Here is a 20,431-nt window from a genome sequence, read left to right on the forward strand (position 1 = left end):
GGCAGAAGGCAGAAATCTTTGGGGCGAAAGCTTATGCCCCTTGGCCCCGGCAGCACAAACGCCGAGGGGCCAATAGTGTATTGCGCCGCCCGTAACAATGCATTGATCTAGAGCTGCAATCGCCCTTCGATACACACCGCAACAGCGCCACCGACCCAGATTTCATCGCCCTCACGCTCAACACGAATCCGCCCTGCCCGTCCGATGGCCGTGCCCTGGCTAACCACATAGCACTCAGGCGCCAGGCCTTCGGCCAGCAGCCATTGGGCGACGCCAGCGTTCAGGCTGCCGGTGGCCGGGTCCTCTTGGGCGCCGTCGCCTGCGATGAAGGCGCGGACTTCAAACTGTGCGTCCACATCATCCTGCGTGGGATCGCAAGGGGCGATCACGCCCACCGCCAAACCCAGCAGTTGCGAATAGTCCGGTTGTAGAGCCAGCACTTGATTGCGATCCGACAGCATCACCGCCAGCCAGCCCGCGCCGTTGTCGACCCATTGGCTGCGCACAATGGCTTCAGGCGCCAAACTCAGCGCCAGACGCACGCGCTCGATCAACAAGGCCTCCACCGGCCCGGAGCGCAATAACGGCGGCGCGATAAATGCCAGCTCATCGCCCTGGCGACGGATACGCACCAGGCCGATTTCGCACTCCTGGATGATCTCCTCGCCTTGCGCAATCCCGCCGGCCTGCAGCCACGCGTGGCAACTGCCCAGCGTCGGGTGCCCGGCGAACGGCAGCTCCGTCAAGGTGGTAAAGATTCGCACCCGGTAGTCGGCCCTGGGATCACGCGGCGTCAGCAAAAACGTGGTTTCGCTGAGGTTGGTCCAGTTGGCGAAGTCCGCCATCTGCTGGTCCGTCAGGCTGTCAGCACCGAACACCACCGCCAGCGGGTTGCCTTTAAGCGGCACGCTGCTGAAGACGTCCAGTTGCTTGAAATCAAAAGTCGGCATGCTTCAACTCGGAATATTAAGGCCACGGATCACTGCCGGCCGGGCGACGAAACCGTCCAGCGCGCGCAGCACATTAGGGAAGTCGGCGATGCCCACCAGGTCACCGGACTCGTAGAAGCCGATCAGGTTGCGGATCCACGGGAAGGTCGCGATGTCGGCGATGCTGTACTCGTCGCCCATGATCCACGTGCGGCCCAGCAGGCGTTTCTCCAGCACGTCGAGCAAGCGCCGGGATTCGGCGGCGTAACGGTCGCGGGGACGCTTGTCTTCGTAGGCCTTGCCGGCGAATTTATTGAAGAACCCCAACTGGCCAAACATCGGCCCGATGCCGCCCATCTGGAACATCAGCCATTGGATCGTTTCATAGCGGGTGGCCGGATCTTCGGAGAGCAACTGGCTGGTTTTCTCCGCCAGATAGATCAGGATCGCGCCGGACTCGAACAGCGCCAGTGGCGAACCGCCAGGGCCATTGGGGTCGATGATCGCGGGGATCTTGTTGTTGGGATTCAGGGACAGGAACTCGGGCGACAACTGGTCCTGTGTCTCGAAGCTGACTTTGTGGGCTTCATAGGGCAGCCCCAGCTCTTCGAGCATGATCGAGACTTTTACCCCATTGGGCGTCGGCAGCGAGTAGAGCTGCAAGCGCTCGGGGTGCTGCGCGGGCCATTTGCTGTTGATCGGGAAAGCGGCGAGTGGGTTCATCGTAAGTCCCTGTTCAGAAAGTCCCCATCATAGCTATCACTACGGGGCCCTGCATGGGTCATCAATACGCAACAACCGCTGGCTATTATCCCGCATGGGCGAACCAATAGGCCCGAGGGCACTCTTAAGTGCACTCAAACGGTGAATGGAGGCAACACGTTTTATTGACAGGGAACACCGCAGGACGCTGGATGCGTCACTGGGCCGGGCTTGTCCGCCTTAATCCGATGCACTGAAGACTCGACACTAATGATCATCAAGCCTCTGTGCCTTGCGCTACGCCTGAAACGATATTCATACATCATGTTGCCGCTGCTGCTCGTAGGCGGTGCTATCGGCCTGACCCTGGAGTCGCGCATCAGCAGCGCCGAGCCGGTGGACGGCGTACAAACCCTGGTGTTCCTGCGCCATGGCGAAAAACCCGCCGGCGGCTTGGGCCAGCTCAACTGCCAGGGCCTCAACCGAGCGATGAACCTGGCCACCCTGCTCCCGGAAAAATTCGGCAAGGCCAACTTCGTGTTCGCCGCCAACCCGACACGGAATGTGGAGGAAGGCGAACTGGACAATTCCTACAGCTACATTCGCCCATTGATGACCATCACCCCCAGCGCCATCAAATTGGGCCTGCCGGTGAACATCAAATTTTCGGCGAACGATACCCACGACCTCGCTGACGAGTTGGTGGAGGACAAGTACCACAACTCCATCATCTACACCGCCTGGTCCCACGGCTATCTGCCGGAGCTGATCAACAGGGTGGCGAGCGAAGCGTCGGGCGAAAAGCACACCATCACCGATGACTGGTCCGGCAGCGACTACGACACGCTCTACGTGCTGACCCTGACCTGGCATAACGGCAAGGCCTCGCTGCTGAGCCGCAACTACAAGCAAGGCTTGAACGACGGCGACAAAAGCTGCCCCGAACCGACGCAGGTGAGTGCCGATAGCTGACAGCGTATGATGCACCGCTATCGACTCACCTGCGGATCATCACCATGCCTGACCTCACGTCCTCCCAACCCAATCGGGGCTGGTCCTTCTGGTGGAAACCTGCGCTGTTCCTGCTGGTTGCCTGCGTCGGCCTTTACTATGTGAAGTGGTCGCCCTACTACCTCAAGGCTTTCGTTGCCGCCGACAACCACAGCATCGGCACCTCTATCCTCAACGATCAACAAAGCGCGCCTTTGGCAGCGGCACTGGCCTACGCCCAGGTGTATTTCCTGGCGATCTGGAAAGCCGCCGTGCTGGCGGTGATCCTCGGCTCGCTCCTGCAAGTGCTGATTCCGCGGGATTGGCTGCTGCGCCTGTTTGGACGTGCCGGGCTTGCCTCGACGTTGCGCGGCGGGCTGTTCGCGTTGCCGGGCATGATGTGCAGCTGCTGCGCGGCACCGGTCGCGGCGGGCATGCGCCGCCAGCGGGTATCGGTGGGCGCGGCGTTGGCGTTCTGGATCGCCAACCCGGTACTGAATCCGGCGACCCTGGTGTTCATGGGCTTTGTGCTGGGCTGGGGTTTCACCGCACTCAGGCTGGTGGCGGGCATTGTGCTTGTCGTCGGAGTGTCGCTGGTGGCACAGCGTATTGCCGGTCCGGAGCAGGTACCGGAAGCGGCGCTGGATGCGGTGGCCGAAGCCAGCGTTGGCGAGTCGCAGCCGTTCTTGAGTCGTTGGCTGCGCACTTTGTGGCAGCTGTTCTGGAGCACGATTCCGATCTACATCCTGGCGGTATTGATACTGGGTGCGGCGCGGGTCTGGCTGTTTCCCCATGTGGACGGCGCCATGACCAACAGCCTGGTGTGGCTGGTGCCGCTGGCGATTGTCGGCACGTTGTTCGTGATTCCCACCGCCGCAGAGATCCCTATCGTACAAACCATGATGGCCCTGGGCATGGGCACTGGCCCAGCGGTGGCGCTGCTGATGACCTTACCCAGCGTAAGCCTGCCGTCACTGCTGATGCTGCGCAAGGATTTCGATACGCGGGTGCTGGTGACGGTGGCCGGGCTGACAATCCTGGTGGGGGTGGCCTGCGGCTTGATCGGCGCCGCTATCCTTTAGCCTGGGCGCGCTCGCGCAGATACGCCACCACGGCGCCCTGCTCGCCGGCAAACTCGATACGTGCGCCTTTGCTTTCACGTTGGAAGGCGTACATCGGGTCGTAATATTCCCGCAAAAGCCCTTCAATCCAGGCCCGGTGCAGGTCTACGGCACCGCTGCGGGCCTGTTCTACCAGGGCGTCCTGCAGGATCGCCTGCAACCGCTGGTAACGCTCACCGCCCAGGCGCTTGTGGATATTGGCCAGGCTCTGGGTCAGGCGCTCGGCGAACAACGCCTGGCCGCGCTCGCCAAACACCTCGACGAATTCCGCACACAAGTCCACGACGTAAGCTTGCAGGATCCGCTCGACCCGGCCTGCCACGCTGTCTTCCAACCACACCATCGGGAACGACTGCATACCCTTGTGCAACGGCAGTGGCAACGCGCAACTGCCGATCATGCGGCTTTCATCCTCGACCACAAACTGCTCGATACCGGCGGCGCGTTTCTTCAGCAGGTCCACCGCCAGGCGGTTTTCGAAATCGATGTTGGACGGCTGCGCCGTGGCGCGCTTGCCGAAGCTGGAACCACGATGGTTGGCGTGGCCTTCCAGGTCCAGGGCATTGCGCAATTGACCGAGCACCTCGGTCTTGCCGGTGCCGGTCATGCCGCCCAGCAACACAAAATCACACTGGACCGCAGCCTGCTCAACGGTCTCCAGCAAAAAGCTGCGCATGGCCTTATAGCCGCCGCCCACACGCGGGTACTCGATACCCGCCTCGGTCTTCAGCCACTGCTGCACGATCTGCGAACGCAGCCCTCCTCGGAAACAGTAGAGGTAGCCATCGGGGTTGGCCTGGGCGAAACGCGCCCAGTGTTCGATGCGCTCGGCCTTGATTGCGCCGGACACCAGTTCATGTCCGAGCACGATGGCCGCCTGCTGGCCTTGCTGTTTGTAGCAGGTGCCGACCCGCTGGCGCTCGTCATCGGTCATCAGCGGTAGATTGACTACACCTGGAAAGGCGCCTTTGACGAACTCGACCGGCGCGCGGGTATCCATCATCGGCCGGTCGTTGAGAAAGATGTCGCGGTAGTCAGTGATATCAGTCGCCATCAAATCACCTCAACCGCGTGGGTCTGTCGCTCGACCAGTTCGCCGATAGGTTTCAGGACCAGGCCCAGTTCAGCCACCACAGTGTGGAATTCGGCGTCGCCCTCGGGCGTGACGGCGATCAACAGGCCGCCGCTGGTCTGCGGGTCGCACAGCACACGCTTGTGCAGCTCCTGAAGACGTCCGAGTTTGCTTGAATAGCTGTCGAAGTTGCGCAACGTACCGCCGGGCATGCAGCCCTGATCCAGATAATCTTCGATGCCGGCTAAGCGAGGGACATTGTTGTACTCGATGCGCGCCGTCAGGCCGCTGCCATCGGCCATTTCCACCAAGTGGCCCAACAGCCCGAAACCGGTGACATCGGTCATCGCCGTCACCCCCGCCAACTTGCCGAAACGACTGCCGGGCTTGTTCAGAGTGCACATCCAATCCCGGGCCAGGCCGATATCTGCTTCGCGCAATTTGCCCTTCTTCTCGGCGGTGGTGAGGATGCCGATGCCCAGAGGTTTGGTCAGGTACAGCCGGCAGCCGGCGCTCGCCGTGTCGTTGCGCTTCATATGGCGCTTTTGCACGAGGCCGGTCACTGCCAGCCCGAAGATGGGCTCCGGTGCATCGATCGAGTGGCCGCCCGCCAGGGGAATACCGGCTTCGTCGCACACGGAACGGCCGCCACGGATCACCTCGCGGGCAATCTCCGGCGCCAGCACATTCACCGGCCAACCCAGAATGGCGATGGCCATCAACGGATCGCCGCCCATGGCGTAGATGTCACTGATGGCGTTGGTGGCGGCAATCCGGCCGAAATCGAAGGGGTCATCGACAATCGGCATGAAAAAGTCGGTGGTGGAGACCACGCCGCGCTCATCGTCAATGGCGTACACCGCCGCATCATCGCGTGAAGCATTGCCCACCCACAGCTTGGGGTCGAGGTGCTGTGCGCCGCTTCCGGCAAGGATCACCTCCAATACCTGGGGCGATATCTTGCAGCCACACCCCGCGCCGTGACTGTACTGGGTAAGACGAATCGGCTCGTTCATGTAGGACCTCACGCTATCAAGTGCGCGAATTCTAACAGACAGCAAAAGGCCGGCTGGACTCTTGTGAGCACAGCCGGCCTTTTGGTTTCAGCCGTTATTGCCGGGCAGCAAGCAAACGCTTGTGACGGTTACGACGGGCAATGTTCAAACATTCGATCGCCGCCGAGAACGCCATGGCCGCATATACGTAGCCTTTAGGCACATGGGCGCCGAAGCCTTCGGCGATCAACGTCATGCCGATCATGATCAGGAAGCCCAGGGCCAACATCACCACGGTCGGGTTGTCGTTGATGAACTTGGCCAGCGGTTCGGCCGCCACCAGCATCACGATCACCGAAGTCACTACGGCAATGATCATGATCGGCAAGTGCTCAGTCATGCCCACAGCGGTGATGATGCTGTCGATGGAGAACACCAGGTCAAGCAACAGGATCTGGCCGATGGCCGCGGCAAAACCGATGGCCACGACGTTGCCGGCGCTGGTTTCCTTCTCTTCCGGCTCCGGGTCCATGCTGTGATGGATCTCGGTGGTTGCCTTCCACACCAGGAACAGACCACCGGCGATCAGGATCATGTCCTTCCACGAAAACGCCTGGCCAAACACTTCGAATACCGGTGCGGTCAACTGCACGATGAACGCGATGGTGCTCAGCAGGCCCAGACGCAACACCAACGCCATGCTGATACCGATGCGTCGTGCCTTGGCCCGATGCTGCTCCGGCAGCTTATTGGTGAGGATCGAAATGAAGATCAGGTTATCGATGCCCAGCACGATCTCCATGACGATCAAGGTCGCCAGGGCAACCCAGGCGGTGGGGCTGGCGGCCAGTTGTAAAAGGTAATCCATAGGTCAGTCCTGACGTTCTTCGTAGATATAAAGTGCGGGAGATTAGGCTTCTTTGCTGTTCGATTCGCTTTCTTTGTCTTCCTGATCATCCTTCTTCTGCGGGTTGATCAGGCCGTTTGTCGCTTCACTCAATGCCTGCTCGGCCGCCTTGTGGGTGTCATCGATGGCTTGCTTGGCCGATTCGGTGGCCTTGCCCAGCACCTGCTGCGCGCTTTTCTCGACCTGATCGCAGCCGCTGATCACTACCAATGTAAGCGCAAGCAACGATGCCGCGCCCAGGGAATTGAGTTTCATGATGTCTTCCTCGTTAGAACCATTGGGTCCAAATAGTGGCCCCGCGATAGCGAGGCATTCTATGCAGGTGAACAGTTCAGGAAAATTCGTATTTTTCTCGAGTATACTTCGGTTTTTACGAAGTGATGGTCGTCATGCTCAATTACCGACAACTGCACTACTTCTGGGTGGTGGCCAAGACTGGCAGCATCGTGCGTGCGTGTGAGCAGCTTAATCTCACGCCCCAGACCATCAGCGGGCAGATCAGCCTGTTGGAGCAAACCTTTGGCATAGCGCTGTTTCAGCGCGTAGGCCGTCAGTTGGAGTTGACTGAAGCCGGGCGCCAGGCCCTGCCCTTCGCCGAGCAGATGTTCCAGACCGGCAATGAATTGGAGGCCATGCTGCGCGCGCAGCCCGATGAACAGCAGATTCTGTTCCGTGTCGGCGTGGCGGATGTGGTGCCCAAATCCATCGTTTACCGACTGATCGCACCGACCATGGAGTTGAGCGAGCCGATCCGCATCACGTGCCGCGAAGATAAGCTCGAACGCCTGCTGGCCGACCTGGCCATCCAGCGCCTGGACCTGGTGATTTCTGACAGCCCCATGCCCACGCACCTGGACATCAGGGGCTACAGCCAGAAGTTGGGAGAATGCGGTATCAGCTTTTTCGCCACCCAAGCGCTGGCCGACGCATACGGCGGGGATTTCCCGCAGTGCCTGCACGGCGCGCCGCTACTGATCCCAGGGGCGGAAACCGTGGTCCGCAGCCGTTTGCAGCGCTGGTTTGCCGAACAGCAGATCCAGCCGAAGATCATCGGTGAGTTTGATGACAGCGCCTTGATGCAGGCCTTCGGCCAATCCGGCAGCGGGATTTTTATCGCCCCCAGCGTGATTGCCGATGAGGTGGTGCGCCAGTACGGCGTGGCGCTGATTGGCCAGACTGTGGCGGTGACCGAGTCGTTCTACGCGATCTCGGTGGAACGCAAGGTCAAGCACCCCGGCATCGTGGCGATTACCGAAGGCGCTCGACGGGAGTTGTTTACCACCCTGCCCTGATGGTTCAAGCCTGGGAGGCGACCGGTTGCTTGGCAGTCATCAACCACAACGCCAGCAGGATCGACACCAGGATAAACCCGGAAGCAGCAAAGCCCAGGCTGCCCAGGCCGAGGGTGTCGATCACATGGCCACCTACCAGGGCGCCCAGGCCGATGCCCAGGTTGGCCCCGGCGATGTTCAGCGACGCGGCAAATGCCGGCGCATGGGGCGCGGCTTTCATCAAGCGCACATGGCTGACCAGAAACATCGCCGCCTGGGTCACGCCCCACACAGCCATCGCCGCCGCCAGACCAATGGTGGAATGGATCGCCGGTACCAACGCCACCATGCCCGCAATCATGAAGCCGCAGAACACCATCGACGCGATCAACGGGTGGCGATCCACCGCACGCCCGCCCAACGAATTGCCAATCAGCCCGACCGCACCGAAGCCCATCAGGCACCAGCCCACCAACGTACCGTCGAAACCGGCCAGTCGCTCGAGAATATCCGCCAAATAGGTGTACGCCGTGAACATGCCGCTGAACACCAGGATCGACAGCAGGATATGGCCCTGCATCAGCGGGTTACGCAGGATCTTGAATTGCGAGCGCAGCGTCACTTCATCGTTCTTCGGCTGGGTCACCGGCAGGTAGATAAACAGCAACAAGGCCTTGGCCAATGCCACCACCGCAAGGATGGCAAACGCGCTGCGCCAGCCGAACATATCGGAAATCAGCGTGCCCACCGGAATGCCGAACACCGTGGCGCAGACGATGCCGAAGCCGATCTTCTCAATAGCGCGCCCGGCGAATTCGGGGCCGACGATGTCCACCGCCGTTTCGCTGGCCAACGCCCAGAACACCGGCAAACCCAGTGCCGGGATCAGCCGCGCCACCGCCATCACCCAGATATTCGGTGCCAGCGCCGCCACGGTATTGGCCACGCCGAACAGGATCAAAATGCTGATAAACAGCCGCTTGCGTGGGAAACGCGCGCAGTAGGCCGTCAGAAACGGCCCAAAGGCCGCCACGGTAAACGCAAACAAGGTCACCAGCAGCCCGGCCTGGGACACACTCACATTCAGGTCCCGGGCGATGGAGGGCAGCAGGCCGACGATGACGAATTCCGTGGTCAGCACGGTAAAGCCGGCGGCCGACAGCAGCAGGATGGGAAACAACATGAAAACTCCAGAAACGACGACATCAACGACAGCCCGAAGGGCGCGCTGAAGGATAGGAAAGATGAGAGGACGGAATCTTAACAGGGTTTTGCAAAGGCTGGGGCGGGCGGGTGACGCAATGCCGCACCGACGGGGACATTTCCTACAGCATGCTAGACTTCGCGATCCGCGTCCTACAGCCCTTTCTGCCTGTGCCGCCGTGCCTCCAAAAACTAGAGACAAGTGTTTATGACTGCTGCCCCTTCCCTCCTGCAACGACTGGCCCGCGTCAGCCTGGTCACGCAAATCGTCATCGGCCTGATCGCCGGCATCCTGCTGGCCTTACTGTTGCCCGAGGCGGCCAAGGCCACCGGGTTTATCGGCAAGGTGTTCGTCGCGGCGCTCAAGGCCGTGGCACCGATCCTGGTGTTTGTGCTGGTGATGGCGTCGATCGCCAACCATAAGCACGGCCAGGAAACCCATATCAAACCGATCCTGTTCCTGTACCTGCTGGGCACCTTTGCCGCCGCCGTGGTCGCGGTGATTGCGAGCATGTGGTTCCCCTCCTCGCTGGTGCTGGCAACCCACGACGCAACGGTGACCGCACCCGGCGGCATCGGTGAAGTGCTGCAAAGCCTGTTGTTGAGCGTGGTGGACAACCCGGTCAGCGCACTGATGAATGCCAACTTCATCGGCATCCTGGCCTGGGCTATCGGCATGGGCGTAGCCATTCGCCATGCCGGCGAGACCACCCGCACCGTGCTCGACGACCTGTCCAATGGCGTCACACTGATCGTGCGGGTGGTAATCCGCTTTGCGCCGCTGGGCATTTTCGGCCTGGTGGCCTCGACCCTGGCCACTTCCGGCTTCGGCGCCCTGCTCGGCTACGCCCACCTGCTGGTGGTGCTGATCGGCTGCATGCTGTTCGTGGCGCTGGTGGTCAACCCGGCCATCGTCTTCTGGAAACTGCGTCGCAATCCTTACCCGTTGGTGCTGATGTGCCTGCGGGAAAGCGGGATCACCGCGTTCTTCACCCGCAGTTCGGCGGCGAACATCCCGGTCAACCTGGCGTTGAGCAAACGCCTGGGCCTGCATGAAGACACGTACTCGGTGTCGATCCCGCTCGGTGCCACCATCAACATGGCCGGCGCCGCGATCACCATCACCGTGCTGACCCTGGCCGCCGTGCACACCCTGGGCATCGCCGTCGACCTGCCCACCGCCGTGCTGCTCAGTGTGGTCGCGGCCGTCTGCGCCTGCGGTGCTTCCGGCGTGGCGGGCGGTTCGCTGCTGCTGATCCCGCTGGCGTGCAGCCTGTTTGGCATTCCCAGCGAGATTGCCATGCAAGTCGTTGCTGTGGGGTTCATCATCGGCGTGCTGCAGGATTCGGCGGAAACCGCGCTGAATTCGTCCACCGACGTACTGTTCACCGCCGCCGCCTGCCTGGGCAAGGAAGAACAGCCGGCTTGACCGCCGGCCACAAAAAAGCCCGGGGTCGTTCTTCAGTGAACGACCCCGGGCTTTTTTGTGACTGGATGCTTAGAAAGCGCCCATGTAATCACGCTTGCCCACTTCTACGCCGTTGTGGCGCAGCAAAGCGTAAGCGGTAGTGACGTGGAAGAAGAACTGCGGCAGGCCGTAGGTCAGCAGGTAGGATTGGCCGCTGAAGCGCTTCTCTTTCGGCGTGCCTGGGCGAGTGACGATCTCGATGCCTTCCTTGCCGTCGATCTGCTCGGGCTTGATGGTGTCGACAAAGGCCAACACCTTGGCGATCAGCGCTTGCAGGTCGGCGAAGGTGACTTCGGTATCTTCGTATTTCGGCACTTCGATCTCGGCCAGGCGTGCGGAAACGCCCTTGGCGAAGTCGACGGCGATCTGCACCTGGCGCACCAGTTGGAACATGTCCGGGAACAGACGCGCTTGCAGCAAGGCGTTCGGCTCGATGTTCTTGGCGGTGGCGTGGGCTTCGGCCTTGGTCAACACGCCGCTCAGGGCGGTGAGCATTTGCTTGAAGACAGGAATGGAAGCGGCGTACAGGGAAATAGTCATGGCAGTCTCTGAGTAATGTCACGGTTTGAACCAGCGGCGATTATAGCCATGCCTATCGCTTGTCTTTTATTTTTTCAGGATTAGGCTAAGGGCCTTCACTGCATAGGGAAAGCGCGATGACCGCCGAGCACGACACCGAGACCCCTGAGCCGCGCCTGAACAGCACGGAAATCCGGCTCCTGGGCTGCCTGATCGAAAAACAGGCGACCAACCCGGAAACCTATCCCCTGACCCTCAATGCCCTGGTACTCGCCTGTAACCAGAAGACCAGCCGCGAACCGGTCATGAACCTCAGCCAGGGCCAGGTCGGCCAGAGCCTGCGCACGCTGGAAGGCCAGGGCTTCACCCGCCTGGTGATGGGCAGCCGTGCCGACCGTTGGGAACACCGCGTGGACAAGGCGCTGGAGTTGGTGCCGGCCCAGGTGATCCTGATCGGGCTGCTGTTTTTGCGCGGGCCGCAGACCGTCAATGAGCTGCTGACCCGCAGCGGGCGTATGCATGATTTCGAAGATGCCGAGCAGGTGGTCCATCAGCTAGAACGCCTGATTGCCCGAGGTCTGGCGTTGCTCGTGCCGCGCCAGGCGGGGCAGCGCGAAGACCGGTATACCCATGCACTGGGTGATCCGGCGGATATCGAAGTGATTATGGCCGCGCGGGGAAACCCGGTAGAACGCGGAGCTGTCAGCGGCGTATCGGTCGAGCGCATCGAGGAGTTGGAAGCGCGGATTGCGGCGCTGGAAGAACGGCTGGCTAACCTGTAGGAGCCCGGCTTGCCGGCGATGGTCGTTAACGATGACGCGGGCATTGTGGATGCATGCGGCGTCTGGGCGTTTTTCGCTGGCAAGCCAGCTCCTACAGGAGGAGCGGCGTTTTTGAGTCAGGTTCGGGCGAATGCCACGGCTTTTTCAAACTGTTCGTGCGTCGGTCGCACCCCGGTATAAAGCACAAACTGCTCCAACGCCTGGATCGCGATCACTTCCAGTCCGGTAATCACTCGCTTGCCTTGAGCCCTTCCACGCACAATCAACGGCGTTTCGGCGGGGATCGCCACCACATCGAACACAGTGTCTGCGGCGTCCACCGCCTCGACGTCAAACGCCAACGCGTCTGCCTCAGCCCCGCCGGTCATGCCGATGGGTGTCACGTTGATCAGCATCTGCGGGCGCAGGTCACCCAACTCGGCCAACCAGTCATACCCCAGGTTCTGCGCCAGCGCCCGGCCTGCTACTTCATTGCGGGCGACGATCACGCCATTGGCGTAACCACCGTCACGCAAGGCACTGGCCACCGCCTTGGCCATGCCGCCGCTGCCACGCAGGGCGAAGGTCGACTCCTTGGGCACCGCGTGCTTTTTCAGCAACTGTTCGATGGCGATGTAGTCGGTGTTATAGGCCTTGAGGTGCCCATCTGTGTTGACGATGGTGTTGAGGGAGTCGATGGCTTGAACCGAATCGTCGAGTTCGTCCACTAAGGCAATGGCAGCTTCCTTGAACGGCATGGAAACCCCGCAACCCCGCACGCCCAGCGCGCGGATACCACCGATCGCACCGGGCAAGTCCTGGCTGCTGAAGGCTTTATAGTAGAAGTTCAGCCCCAGCTGTTCGTACAGGTGATTATGAAACCGCAGGCCGAAATTCCCGGGGCGCGCCGACAGAGACATGCACAGTTGGGTGTCCTTGTTGGGGTGCATCTGCATGGGTAACTCCTTTGAGTAAGCAATTGGGTACAGACCTTACACAACCTTTACCTAGCGGCTGTGCTGTTTTTCAGAAATACGTTGTCTTAAAAGTATCCCCGCGACATTACTTGAGTCTATTGATTGCAGACCACAAGCGCTGGGGCTAACCGAGGAATGACCATGATTCGTACAATCCCCAAGATCGCCTTGCTGGTTGGCGCACTCGCGATGGCAGGCCAAGCCTCCGCCCACGGTGGTGGTTGGGGTGGCCCGGCCGTATTGGGTGCTTTAGTCGGTGCAGCCGTCGTGGGCTCCGTGGTTGCCAGCCAGCCGCGTGAGGTCTACGTGCAGCAGCCGGTGTATGTGCAACCGCAGCCGGTATATGCCGCGCCGCCACCGGTCTACTACGCACCGCCACCACCGGTGTATGTGCAGCAACAGGTGTATTACCGCCCGGCACCGGTCTACTACGGCCCACCGCGTGGCTATTACGGTCCACCGCGCGGCTACTACGGCCCTCCTCACGGCTACTACGGCCGCGGCTGGTAACCGAATCGTCTGAAACAGGCCTCGCAGGATTGCGGGGCCTTTTTTTGTCTGAAAAGTCCGGATTCAGGGCGTCAAGGTCGCTCTGAGGACAATGCCCGGCGCGAAATCGCACATCATCGAAGCCAATGTCTACTTGCCCAATCGGGCCTCGCACTGTCATGTTTATGTCACAACTTACTTCCACTATCGATCCTGTCCACCCAATAACAACAAGGACGACTGACCATGCCCACGCAAAACCCGCACCGCACCGCTGGCCTGTGTACGTCCAGCAAGGTCTACAGCGCCCTCACCGAACTCAAGCACCTGGAAGGCCACCGCAGCGCCAAATTCCTCGCGCTGCTGGCAGAAAACCTGGTGCGCAAGGGTTTGCTCAGCGAGCAGGAAGTGGTGAACATGCTTGATCAAGTGGTGGACTGACGCCTCACGTCGATGTCGACTATCGAGACGGGTGATTTTTGCTACGCCAGCCTGCCCCGTAAAGTGACCCCCATAGCGATTGGAGGTCCTTATGCCCACTATTCAGATCATGTCCGTCATCGGCAGCGCCGTCCCTGCCCCGCTTCGCAAGCTGGGTTTGCTCGCCTGCTGGTACCTGGTACGCGACGGCGAAGCCATCAGCGGTCCTTTTAAAAGCAGCCTTGAAGCAGCTGCAAGCTTGAAGCTTGAAGCTGCTTTTTAGGGCAACGGCAGCTTGACTCGCGGCTTGCTTTCCACAAACAACGCCCAGCTGGACATGAACAACGCCGCCACCAGCGGCCCGATCACAAAGCCGTTCAAGCCAAACACCGACAAACCGCCCAGGGTCGAGATCAGGATCAGGTAATCCGGCATCTTGGTATCTTTGCCCACCAGGATCGGACGCAGCACGTTGTCTACCAGGCCGATCACGAATACGCCAAACAGCGCCAGCACCACGCCTTGCCAGATGGCGCCGCTCAACAGGAAGTAGGCAGCCACCGGCCCCCACACAATCCCCGCCCCCACCGCCGGCAACAGCGACAGAAACGCCATCAGTACCGCCCAGAGCAATGCACTGGGAATATCCAGGAACCAGAAGATAAGCCCGCCGAGCGCACCCTGTGTCACAGCCACCAGCACATTGCCCTTGACCGTGGCCCGCACCACACGATTGAACTTGAGCTGCAACCGGCGTTTCTGCGGCTCGGCCAACGGCACCGCCGTGCGCACCTTGCGCACCAGTTCCGGGCCGTCACGCAGCAGGAAATACAGCAGGTACAGCATGATGAAAAAGCTCACCAGAAAATCAAACGTGCCCTGGCCGAAGCTGAACGCCTGGGTGGCAAAGAACTGGCTGCCCTGCATCGCGCTCTTGACGATTTTCTCGCGCAAGCCTTCCAGGTTACCCATGCCGAAACGGTCCAGCAGGTGCTGGAAGTAAGGCGGCAACACATTCTTGAACTGCTCGATATACCCCGCCACGTCCAGCTTGCCGCTTTCGATGTTCTTGTAAAGCGTCGCGCCTTCCTGCACCAACAGGGCACTGGTAATGATCACCGGCAGGATCGCGATGATCAGGCAAGCACTCAAGGTGGCCAGGGAAGTGAGGTTGCGGTTCCAGCCAAAACGCTGTTGCAAGCGCCGCTGCATCGGGGCAAAGATGATGCCGAGGATCACCGCCCAGAACACCGCGCCGTAGAACGGCAGCAGTATCCAGATAAACGCGATGGTCACCAGGCCGAGCAATAACAGCAGGGTCTTGAATTGCAGGTTGGTTTGATTCATGTCCGGTCCATGTCAGAAAAGCAACGGGCCCATGTAGGCCCTGTTGCTTAGTCCGCAGCGAAACCTGGGAGTGCCCTCGGTTATTGAACAAGCATAGACCGCCTCACTGAATCCCCTTCGCCTCCTTCAACAGCGTCTGGATCATCTGCTCCTGCGCGTCATAACGACCCTCGCCAAAATGGGTGTAACGCACCTGCCCCTTGGCGTCGATCAGGTAATGGGCGGGCCAGTACTGGTTGTCGAAATTGCGCCAGATCGCATAGTTGTTGTCGATGGCCACCGGGTAGGTGATACCCAGCTTGCGCACCTGGTCCTTGACGTTGCCGATGATGCGCTCATAACCGTATTCCGGGGTGTGGACGCCGATCACCACCAAACCTTCCTTCTCGTATTTCTTCGCCCATTGCTTCACATACGGCAGGGTGTGCTGACAGTTGATGCAGTCGTAGGTCCAAAAATCCACCAGCACCACTTTACCTTTCAAGGATTCGCGGGTGAGTTCGGGTGAGTTGAGCCACTCGACCGCACCGGCCAGCGATGGCATGGCGCCCTTGGTATTGTCCTGGGCCGGGTCGGCCTTGACCTTGCTCACCACGTAATCCACCACTTTGGGCACGTTTTCCAGCACGCCTTTTTCCAGGCTGCTGACCCCTTCGGACGATGTGCCGGCGAGCAGGGTCTTGTCCGCTCCGGTGGAAATCACCACCGCCGCCGCCAGTACCGCCACCCCTGCCCCACGGCGCAGCCAACCGGTCACCGGAATGGACGCCTTGAGTCGATTGACCAGGCCACGCCCGGCAAAAATCAGCGCACCCAGGGACAACGCGCTGCCCAGGCCGTAGGCCACCAGCAACAGGCTGGTCTGCGCATTGGCGCCTTGCAGCATTGCGCTGGTCAGGATCACACCCAGGATCGGCCCGGCGCAGGGCGCCCACAGCAGGCCTGTGGCGACGCCGATCATCACCGACTTCAGCGGACCGGACAGCGTGCGGCTGTCAGGATCGATACGGTTGCCCAACAACACGAAGGGGCGCGCCAGCCAGCCACCGACCCGCGCCGAGATCAGCGACAGCGCAAACAGCCCCATCACGATCAGTGCCACATGGCGGCCGGTGTTATTGGCCTGTATCACCCACTCCGTGCTGACCACCGCCAGGCTGGACACCAGCGCGAAGGTCAGGACCATGCCGCCGAGGGTCAACAGGATTGAACGGCGGGTGCGGTCGACGCCGGCGAACAGAAACGGCACCACCGGCAGGATACAGGGGCTGAGGACGGTCAGGATGCCGCCCAGGAATGCGATGAGTAGCATGGTGTTCACCTTATCGAGTGGGGAGACGGCGTCACGCTGTCTGGTGGTCCAGCGCCTGGCCGAGCGGTGTGCGGCGGCTGCCGTCCTCTACCAGCAGGTTATGGCCGGCGGCGTGTTGCACCGGGGTCAGTTGGAAGCAGGTGCTGGCGGCGCAGCTGCTTTTCTCCACGGCGGCGTTGGCGTGCACGGCAGTGCCGGCAAGGGCAAAGGCGGTGGCGGTCAAAAAGCGGGTCAGCGGGTTCATGGCGGTCTTCCTGTGGCAAACAATGGGAGAGGACAGCGGGACTCAGTTATCGCCGACGCAACCGTCGCCGAACTTGAGGTAATCCAGCACCTGGGTCTTGTCGTGGGAGTCCAGGTAGGTCATGCGCGCATTCACCACGCCGCAGGTGGGCTTGGAGTCCTGGCTCATCGATACCACTTGCTTGATGTCCAGGTGCGTGCCGTAGTTGTAGGTCTGAGCGGTAACGGCGGCTTCGGCGCGGGCCGACAAGGTGCAGATGTTCAGGGCGGCAAACAGGCAGGCGGCGTAGATGGCTTTGGTGTTCATGGTGGTTGACTCCAGGTTCTCAGGGTTGGAGGCGGTGTGCCTCGTTGGAATCAATTAAAAGCCCCTGAGGTATCGCGCCTGTGTCGGAAAACCGCGCGGATAAATCGATACGTATCCACAGCCCCTGCCGATACACAGCGATACAAAAAGCCCAAAGGACGACCTGGATCAATAAACCGCCCTCGCCGCTCGGCTACCTTCGCGACCTTTTGCGACCCGTGCCCATGCCTCCCATCCTCGCTCCCGAACTGCTCGCCCCCGCCGGCACCCTGAAAAACATGCGCTACGCCTTTGCCTACGGCGCCGATGCGGTCTACGCCGGCCAGCCGCGCTACAGCCTGCGGGTGCGCAACAACGAGTTCGACCACGCCAACCTGGCCCTCGGCATCCAGGAAGCGCACACCCTGGGCAAGCGTTTCTACGTGGTGGTGAACATCGCGCCGCACAACGCCAAGTTGAAGACCTTCCTCAAGGACCTGGCCCCGGTGATCGCCATGGGCCCGGACGCGCTGATCATGTCCGACCCTGGGCTGATCATGCTGGTGCGCCGGCACTTTCCACAGATTCCGATCCACTTGTCGGTGCAAGCCAACACGGTGAACTGGGCCAGCGTGGAGTTCTGGCAGCAGCAAGGAATCGGCCGGGTCATCCTGTCGCGGGAATTGTCGCTGGAAGAGATCGATGAGATCCGCCAGCAGGTACCGGCCATGGAGCTGGAAGTGTTTGTGCACGGTGCCTTGTGCATGGCCTATTCCGGGCGCTGCCTGCTCTCGGGTTACATGAACAAGCGCGACGCCAACCAGGGCACCTGCACCAATGCTTGTCGCTGGAAATACCAGGCCACCCCCGCGGTGGAAAACGCCACGGGGGATATCGTCCAGCAATATCAGCCCACCCTGGGCATCGGCGCGCCCACCGACCAGGTGTTCCTGCTCCAGGAAGCCAATCGCCCCGATGAACAGATGCCCGCCTTCGAAGACGAGCACGGCACCTACATCATGAACGCCAAGGACCTGCGCGCCGTGCAGCACGTGGAGCGCCTGACCCGGATGGGCGTGCACTCACTGAAGATCGAAGGCCGCACCAAGTCGCACTTCTACTGCGCGCGCACCACTCAGGTGTATCGCCAGGCCATCGATGATGCGGTGGCCGGTCGCGCCTTCGACCGCACCCTGATGACCGACCTCGAATCCCTGGCACAGCGCGGCTACACCGAAGGTTTCCTGCGTCGCCATGTGCACGATGAATACCAGAATTACCAGAACGGTAGCTCCGTGTCGGAACGCCAGCAGTTCGTCGGCGAGCTGACCGGCGAACGCCGGGGCGAGCTGGCCGAGGTCAAGGTGAAGAACCACTTCGCTGTGGGCAATCACCTGGAATTGATGACCCCCGCCGGCAACTTCCACTTTGACCTGGAGAGGATGCACAACAGCCAGGGCGAGGCTGTCGAGGTCGCGCCGGGGGATGGGCACACGGTGTATGTGCCGGTCCCGGCGGAGATGGATGTGCGCTTCGGCTTGCTGATGCGTGATGTTTAAATGTTGCCCAACCTTTGTGGCGAGGGCGCTCGCTCCCGCTGGGGCGCGAAGCGGCCCTAAAAGCCGGCGCCATCTGCGCTGTCGAACGGGACGGTTCGACAAGCGCCCTCGCCACAGGCCTCAGATCCTGAACTGACCGACCAACTGCCCCAACCGCTGACCCAGCTCCGCCAGGCTGCGGGACGTCTGGGCGCCCAGTTGGGTCTCATCGGCGACGCTGTCCACCGCCACGGCAATCTGATGCACGCTGCGGTTGATCTCTTCGGCCACGGCGGTCTGCTCTTCGGCGGCGCTGGCAATCTGGGCGTTCATCGAATTGATGGTGCCGATCAACTGGGCCATGGTGTCCAAAGACGCCCCGGCCTCGTTGGCCTGTGCCGAGGTGCCGTCGCCGGCATCGCTGGAGCGGCGCATGGCCTCCACCGCGGCCTCGGTGCCTTTTTGCAGGCGGTCGATCATGCCCTGGATTTCCTGGGTGCTGGTCTGGGTGCGGCTGGCCAGGGCGCGTACTTCGTCGGCGACTACCGCAAAACCACGTCCGGCCTCCCCTGCCCGCGCCGCTTCGATGGCGGCGTTGAGCGCCAGCAGGTTGGTTTGTTCGGCGATGGAGCGGATCACGCTGAGCACGCTGACGATGGAGGACACGTCCTGCTGCAGGCTGTCGAGGGACACGCCGCTGGTGCGTATATCGCTCACCAACGCGTGGATCTGCGCAATGCTGCCGTCCACCACACGCTTGGCGGCCTGGCCTTCGGCATCGGTCTGCTGGGCCGCGACCGAGGCGCCCTGGGCACTGCGCGCCACTTCTTGCGCAGCCGAAGACATCTGGTTGATCGCAGTGGCGACCTGATCGGTCTCGTGGCGCTGGCGTTCCATGGCCTGTTCGGAGCGCTGGGCCTGATCAGAGACTTGGCTGACCAGGCCAGTGAGTTGGCTGGTCATCTCAGTGATCTGGCGCACCAGGCCGTGGATCTTGTCGACAAACCGGTTGAACGCGCCCGCCAGGTCGCCCAGTTCGTCCTGGCTGGTGATGGCCAGGCGGCGGGTCAAGTCGCCTTCGCCGGCCGCGATGTCGTCGAGGTTGGCTTTCATCAGGTTCAGCGGGCGCAGGATGGTATTGGCCAGCAGCATGCCCACGGCAGCGATCACCAACAACACCACCACAGCCACGCCGAGAATGCTCAGCAGCACGCCCTCCATGCGCTTGTGCACCTTGGCTTCGACCACCGCGACCTGGGCCTCAATGCCGTCCAGGTTCACCGACGTACCGATGACCATGTCCCATTTCGGCAGGTATTCGGTGTAGCCGAGCTTGGGCACCAGTTCGGTCTGGCCCGGCTGGGTCGAGCTGTATTGCAGGTAGTGGGTGCCGTCCTTGCCAACCTTGACCAGGTCACGGTTGACGTACACGCCATTGGGGTCGCGGTTGTCCTTGAAGCTCTTGCCCACGCCGTCGGGGCTGTTGCCCTTGAACAGGCGGATGGTCTCGGAGTCGTAGCCGAAGAAGTAACCGTCCTTGCCGTAGCTGGTGTTCGACAGGAGCTTGACCACTTGGGCACGGGCGGCGGTATCGCCGGGGGCCGCCGCGTCGTAGAGCGGTTTGATGGTGGTCATGGCCACTTCTACATAACTTTGCAGCGTGGCCTTGGCGTCGTTGAGCAGGCGCTGGCGGGTTTCATCCACCTCGTTGCGCGCCTGCCCCTGCAGGATCCACACGGTGGTCAGGCTGATGACCACGGCAAACAGCAACACCGGCACTACGGCGAGGGACAGGACTTTGGCCTTGAGGCTCAGACGCATGGCGTTTCTCTCTCTTATTAGTGGCAACTTGAGAGGTTATCGACCAGTTGCGAAATACCT

The 20,431-nt window shown here is 61.3% G+C and carries 23 protein-coding genes and 1 pseudogene; 9 read left to right on the forward strand and 15 right to left on the reverse strand.

All coding sequences use genetic code 11. The features are described from left to right. Nucleotides 1-107: 107 nt before the first annotated feature. Complete coding sequence (locus tag WH299_RS24755) at nt 108-950, reverse strand: PhzF family phenazine biosynthesis protein (RefSeq protein ID WP_339551562.1); 843 nt, start codon at nt 948-950, stop codon at nt 108-110. A gap of 3 nt (nt 951-953) precedes the next feature. After that, a complete protein-coding gene (locus WH299_RS24760; RefSeq protein WP_028619592.1) occupies nt 954-1,652 on the reverse strand; it encodes a glutathione S-transferase N-terminal domain-containing protein in 699 nt (232 codons plus the stop codon). A 249-nt stretch (nt 1,653-1,901) separates the two neighbouring features. Between WH299_RS24760 and WH299_RS24765 the strand changes: the two genes are divergently transcribed. Together WH299_RS24765 and WH299_RS24770 are read left to right on the forward strand one after the other, a co-directional pair. Next, nucleotides 1,902-2,603: a histidine phosphatase family protein gene (locus WH299_RS24765; protein WP_122724247.1), complete on the forward strand. Its 702-nt coding sequence runs from the start codon at nt 1,902-1,904 to the stop codon at nt 2,601-2,603. Nucleotides 2,604-2,647: 44 nt separating this feature from the next. After that, nucleotides 2,648-3,703, forward strand: a complete 1,056-nt coding sequence (locus WH299_RS24770; RefSeq protein WP_122724245.1) for a permease — start codon at nt 2,648-2,650, stop codon at nt 3,701-3,703. On the opposite strand, the gene mnmH is transcribed toward WH299_RS24770, so the two are convergent. From mnmH to WH299_RS24790, 4 genes are all read right to left on the reverse strand, one after another. Further along, nucleotides 3,693-4,796, reverse strand: a complete 1,104-nt coding sequence (gene mnmH, locus WH299_RS24775) for a tRNA 2-selenouridine(34) synthase MnmH (RefSeq protein ID WP_339551564.1) — start codon at nt 4,794-4,796, stop codon at nt 3,693-3,695. The two genes, WH299_RS24770 and mnmH, sit on opposite strands and share 11 nt — an antisense overlap. Further along, nucleotides 4,796-5,830, reverse strand: a complete 1,035-nt coding sequence (gene selD, locus WH299_RS24780) for a selenide, water dikinase SelD (protein ID WP_339551566.1) — start codon at nt 5,828-5,830, stop codon at nt 4,796-4,798. Before selD ends, mnmH begins: the two co-directional genes overlap by 1 nt. A gap of 94 nt (nt 5,831-5,924) precedes the next feature. Then, on the reverse strand, nt 5,925-6,677 hold the full coding sequence (locus WH299_RS24785; protein WP_010211333.1) for a TerC family protein: 753 nt from the start codon (nt 6,675-6,677) through the stop codon (nt 5,925-5,927). Nucleotides 6,678-6,719: 42 nt separating this feature from the next. Beyond that, the gene (locus WH299_RS24790; RefSeq protein ID WP_123474227.1) at nt 6,720-6,971 is read right to left on the reverse strand and encodes a hypothetical protein; all 252 of its coding nucleotides are present in this window, start codon (nt 6,969-6,971) and stop codon (nt 6,720-6,722) included. 134 nt (nt 6,972-7,105) lie between these two features. Here WH299_RS24790 and nhaR point away from each other — a divergent pair, with 134 nt between their 5' ends. After that, nucleotides 7,106-8,008, forward strand: a complete 903-nt coding sequence (nhaR, locus tag WH299_RS24795; RefSeq protein WP_122724235.1) for a transcriptional activator NhaR — start codon at nt 7,106-7,108, stop codon at nt 8,006-8,008. A 4-nt stretch (nt 8,009-8,012) separates the two neighbouring features. On the opposite strand, the gene WH299_RS24800 is transcribed toward nhaR, so the two are convergent. Further along, nucleotides 8,013-9,170 (reverse strand): MFS transporter, encoded by a 1,158-nt coding sequence (locus tag WH299_RS24800; protein WP_122724233.1) that lies wholly within the window; start codon nt 9,168-9,170, stop codon nt 8,013-8,015. 228 nt (nt 9,171-9,398) lie between these two features. Between WH299_RS24800 and sstT the strand changes: the two genes are divergently transcribed. Beyond that, entirely contained in the window at nt 9,399-10,619 is a 1,221-nt protein-coding gene (sstT, locus tag WH299_RS24805; RefSeq protein WP_033902034.1) for a serine/threonine transporter SstT, read from the forward strand. Between the two features lie 69 nt (nt 10,620-10,688). Here sstT and WH299_RS24810 read toward each other — a convergent pair whose 3' ends face one another. Next, nucleotides 10,689-11,198, reverse strand: a complete 510-nt coding sequence (locus WH299_RS24810) for a DUF1993 domain-containing protein (RefSeq protein ID WP_028619583.1) — start codon at nt 11,196-11,198, stop codon at nt 10,689-10,691. Nucleotides 11,199-11,314: 116 nt separating this feature from the next. Here WH299_RS24810 and WH299_RS24815 point away from each other — a divergent pair, with 116 nt between their 5' ends. After that, nucleotides 11,315-11,959: a YceH family protein gene (locus WH299_RS24815; protein ID WP_122724228.1), complete on the forward strand. Its 645-nt coding sequence runs from the start codon at nt 11,315-11,317 to the stop codon at nt 11,957-11,959. 116 nt (nt 11,960-12,075) lie between these two features. Here WH299_RS24815 and WH299_RS24820 read toward each other — a convergent pair whose 3' ends face one another. Next, nucleotides 12,076-12,894, reverse strand: a complete 819-nt coding sequence (locus tag WH299_RS24820; protein WP_122724225.1) for a shikimate 5-dehydrogenase — start codon at nt 12,892-12,894, stop codon at nt 12,076-12,078. Nucleotides 12,895-13,050: 156 nt separating this feature from the next. Between WH299_RS24820 and WH299_RS24825 the strand changes: the two genes are divergently transcribed. The 3 genes from WH299_RS24825 (at nt 13,051) to WH299_RS24835 (ending at nt 14,107) form a co-directional block, all read left to right on the forward strand. Next, on the forward strand, nt 13,051-13,425 hold the full coding sequence (locus WH299_RS24825; protein WP_016980060.1) for a hypothetical protein: 375 nt from the start codon (nt 13,051-13,053) through the stop codon (nt 13,423-13,425). 225 nt (nt 13,426-13,650) lie between these two features. Further along, complete coding sequence (locus WH299_RS24830) at nt 13,651-13,845, forward strand: hypothetical protein (RefSeq protein WP_010211349.1); 195 nt, start codon at nt 13,651-13,653, stop codon at nt 13,843-13,845. A gap of 91 nt (nt 13,846-13,936) precedes the next feature. Further along, nucleotides 13,937-14,107 carry a hypothetical protein gene (locus WH299_RS24835; protein WP_164393616.1) on the forward strand — a complete coding sequence of 57 codons (171 nt, stop codon included), beginning with the start codon at nt 13,937-13,939 and terminating at the stop codon, nt 14,105-14,107. Here the strand turns inward: WH299_RS24835 and WH299_RS24840 are convergent. From WH299_RS24840 to WH299_RS24855, 4 genes are all read right to left on the reverse strand, one after another. Further along, the gene (locus tag WH299_RS24840; protein ID WP_010211353.1) at nt 14,104-15,171 is read right to left on the reverse strand and encodes an AI-2E family transporter; all 1,068 of its coding nucleotides are present in this window, start codon (nt 15,169-15,171) and stop codon (nt 14,104-14,106) included. The two genes, WH299_RS24835 and WH299_RS24840, sit on opposite strands and share 4 nt — an antisense overlap. 103 nt (nt 15,172-15,274) lie before the next feature. Next, nucleotides 15,275-16,483, reverse strand: a complete 1,209-nt coding sequence (locus WH299_RS24845) for a cytochrome c biogenesis protein DipZ (RefSeq protein ID WP_339551569.1) — start codon at nt 16,481-16,483, stop codon at nt 15,275-15,277. 31 nt (nt 16,484-16,514) lie between these two features. After that, nucleotides 16,515-16,727: a hypothetical protein gene (locus WH299_RS24850; protein WP_122724194.1), complete on the reverse strand. Its 213-nt coding sequence runs from the start codon at nt 16,725-16,727 to the stop codon at nt 16,515-16,517. Nucleotides 16,728-16,769: 42 nt separating this feature from the next. Beyond that, nucleotides 16,770-17,033, reverse strand: coding sequence for a DUF2790 domain-containing protein (locus WH299_RS24855; RefSeq protein ID WP_028619575.1), 264 nt, complete (start codon nt 17,031-17,033; stop codon nt 16,770-16,772). A 224-nt stretch (nt 17,034-17,257) separates the two neighbouring features. Here WH299_RS24855 and trhP point away from each other — a divergent pair, with 224 nt between their 5' ends. Continuing rightward, nucleotides 17,258-18,571 (forward strand): prephenate-dependent tRNA uridine(34) hydroxylase TrhP, encoded by a 1,314-nt coding sequence (gene trhP, locus WH299_RS24860; protein ID WP_339551571.1) that lies wholly within the window; start codon nt 17,258-17,260, stop codon nt 18,569-18,571. A gap of 120 nt (nt 18,572-18,691) precedes the next feature. Here the strand turns inward: trhP and WH299_RS29765 are convergent, their stop codons facing one another. Further along, complete coding sequence (locus WH299_RS29765; protein WP_371923955.1) at nt 18,692-19,513, reverse strand: methyl-accepting chemotaxis protein; 822 nt, start codon at nt 19,511-19,513, stop codon at nt 18,692-18,694. 36 nt (nt 19,514-19,549) lie between these two features. Then, a pseudogene (locus WH299_RS29770) lies at nt 19,550-20,371 on the reverse strand (cache domain-containing protein); the annotation flags it as partial. Nucleotides 20,372-20,431: the final 60 nt, after the last annotated feature.

The sequence above is a fragment of the Pseudomonas sp. MYb541 genome, assembly GCF_037479595.1.
Taxonomy (GTDB): domain Bacteria; phylum Pseudomonadota; class Gammaproteobacteria; order Pseudomonadales; family Pseudomonadaceae; genus Aquipseudomonas; species Aquipseudomonas canadensis.

Excerpts from the sequence above, each read along its gene's own strand:
- WH299_RS24755 (WP_339551562.1), bottom strand. The coding sequence starts at position 950 with ATGCCGACTTTTGATTTCAAGCAACTGGACGTCTTCAGCAGCGTGCCG.
- WH299_RS24760 (WP_028619592.1), bottom strand. The coding sequence starts at position 1,652 with ATGAACCCACTCGCCGCTTTCCCGATCAACAGCAAATGGCCCGCGCAG.
- WH299_RS24765 (WP_122724247.1), top strand. The coding sequence starts at position 1,902 with ATGATCATCAAGCCTCTGTGCCTTGCGCTACGCCTGAAACGATATTCA.
- WH299_RS24770 (WP_122724245.1), top strand. The coding sequence starts at position 2,648 with ATGCCTGACCTCACGTCCTCCCAACCCAATCGGGGCTGGTCCTTCTGG.
- mnmH (WP_339551564.1), bottom strand. The coding sequence starts at position 4,796 with ATGGCGACTGATATCACTGACTACCGCGACATCTTTCTCAACGACCGG.
- selD (WP_339551566.1), bottom strand. The coding sequence starts at position 5,830 with ATGAACGAGCCGATTCGTCTTACCCAGTACAGTCACGGCGCGGGGTGT.
- WH299_RS24785 (WP_010211333.1), bottom strand. The coding sequence starts at position 6,677 with ATGGATTACCTTTTACAACTGGCCGCCAGCCCCACCGCCTGGGTTGCC.
- WH299_RS24790 (WP_123474227.1), bottom strand. The coding sequence starts at position 6,971 with ATGAAACTCAATTCCCTGGGCGCGGCATCGTTGCTTGCGCTTACATTG.
- nhaR (WP_122724235.1), top strand. The coding sequence starts at position 7,106 with ATGCTCAATTACCGACAACTGCACTACTTCTGGGTGGTGGCCAAGACT.
- WH299_RS24800 (WP_122724233.1), bottom strand. The coding sequence starts at position 9,170 with ATGTTGTTTCCCATCCTGCTGCTGTCGGCCGCCGGCTTTACCGTGCTG.
- sstT (WP_033902034.1), top strand. The coding sequence starts at position 9,399 with ATGACTGCTGCCCCTTCCCTCCTGCAACGACTGGCCCGCGTCAGCCTG.
- WH299_RS24810 (WP_028619583.1), bottom strand. The coding sequence starts at position 11,198 with ATGACTATTTCCCTGTACGCCGCTTCCATTCCTGTCTTCAAGCAAATG.
- WH299_RS24815 (WP_122724228.1), top strand. The coding sequence starts at position 11,315 with ATGACCGCCGAGCACGACACCGAGACCCCTGAGCCGCGCCTGAACAGC.
- WH299_RS24820 (WP_122724225.1), bottom strand. The coding sequence starts at position 12,894 with ATGCAGATGCACCCCAACAAGGACACCCAACTGTGCATGTCTCTGTCG.
- WH299_RS24825 (WP_016980060.1), top strand. The coding sequence starts at position 13,051 with ATGACCATGATTCGTACAATCCCCAAGATCGCCTTGCTGGTTGGCGCA.
- WH299_RS24830 (WP_010211349.1), top strand. The coding sequence starts at position 13,651 with ATGCCCACGCAAAACCCGCACCGCACCGCTGGCCTGTGTACGTCCAGC.
- WH299_RS24835 (WP_164393616.1), top strand. The coding sequence starts at position 13,937 with ATGCCCACTATTCAGATCATGTCCGTCATCGGCAGCGCCGTCCCTGCC.
- WH299_RS24840 (WP_010211353.1), bottom strand. The coding sequence starts at position 15,171 with ATGAATCAAACCAACCTGCAATTCAAGACCCTGCTGTTATTGCTCGGC.
- WH299_RS24845 (WP_339551569.1), bottom strand. The coding sequence starts at position 16,483 with ATGCTACTCATCGCATTCCTGGGCGGCATCCTGACCGTCCTCAGCCCC.
- WH299_RS24850 (WP_122724194.1), bottom strand. The coding sequence starts at position 16,727 with ATGAACCCGCTGACCCGCTTTTTGACCGCCACCGCCTTTGCCCTTGCC.
- WH299_RS24855 (WP_028619575.1), bottom strand. The coding sequence starts at position 17,033 with ATGAACACCAAAGCCATCTACGCCGCCTGCCTGTTTGCCGCCCTGAAC.
- trhP (WP_339551571.1), top strand. The coding sequence starts at position 17,258 with ATGCCTCCCATCCTCGCTCCCGAACTGCTCGCCCCCGCCGGCACCCTG.
- WH299_RS29765 (WP_371923955.1), bottom strand. The coding sequence starts at position 19,513 with ATGACCAGCCAACTCACTGGCCTGGTCAGCCAAGTCTCTGATCAGGCC.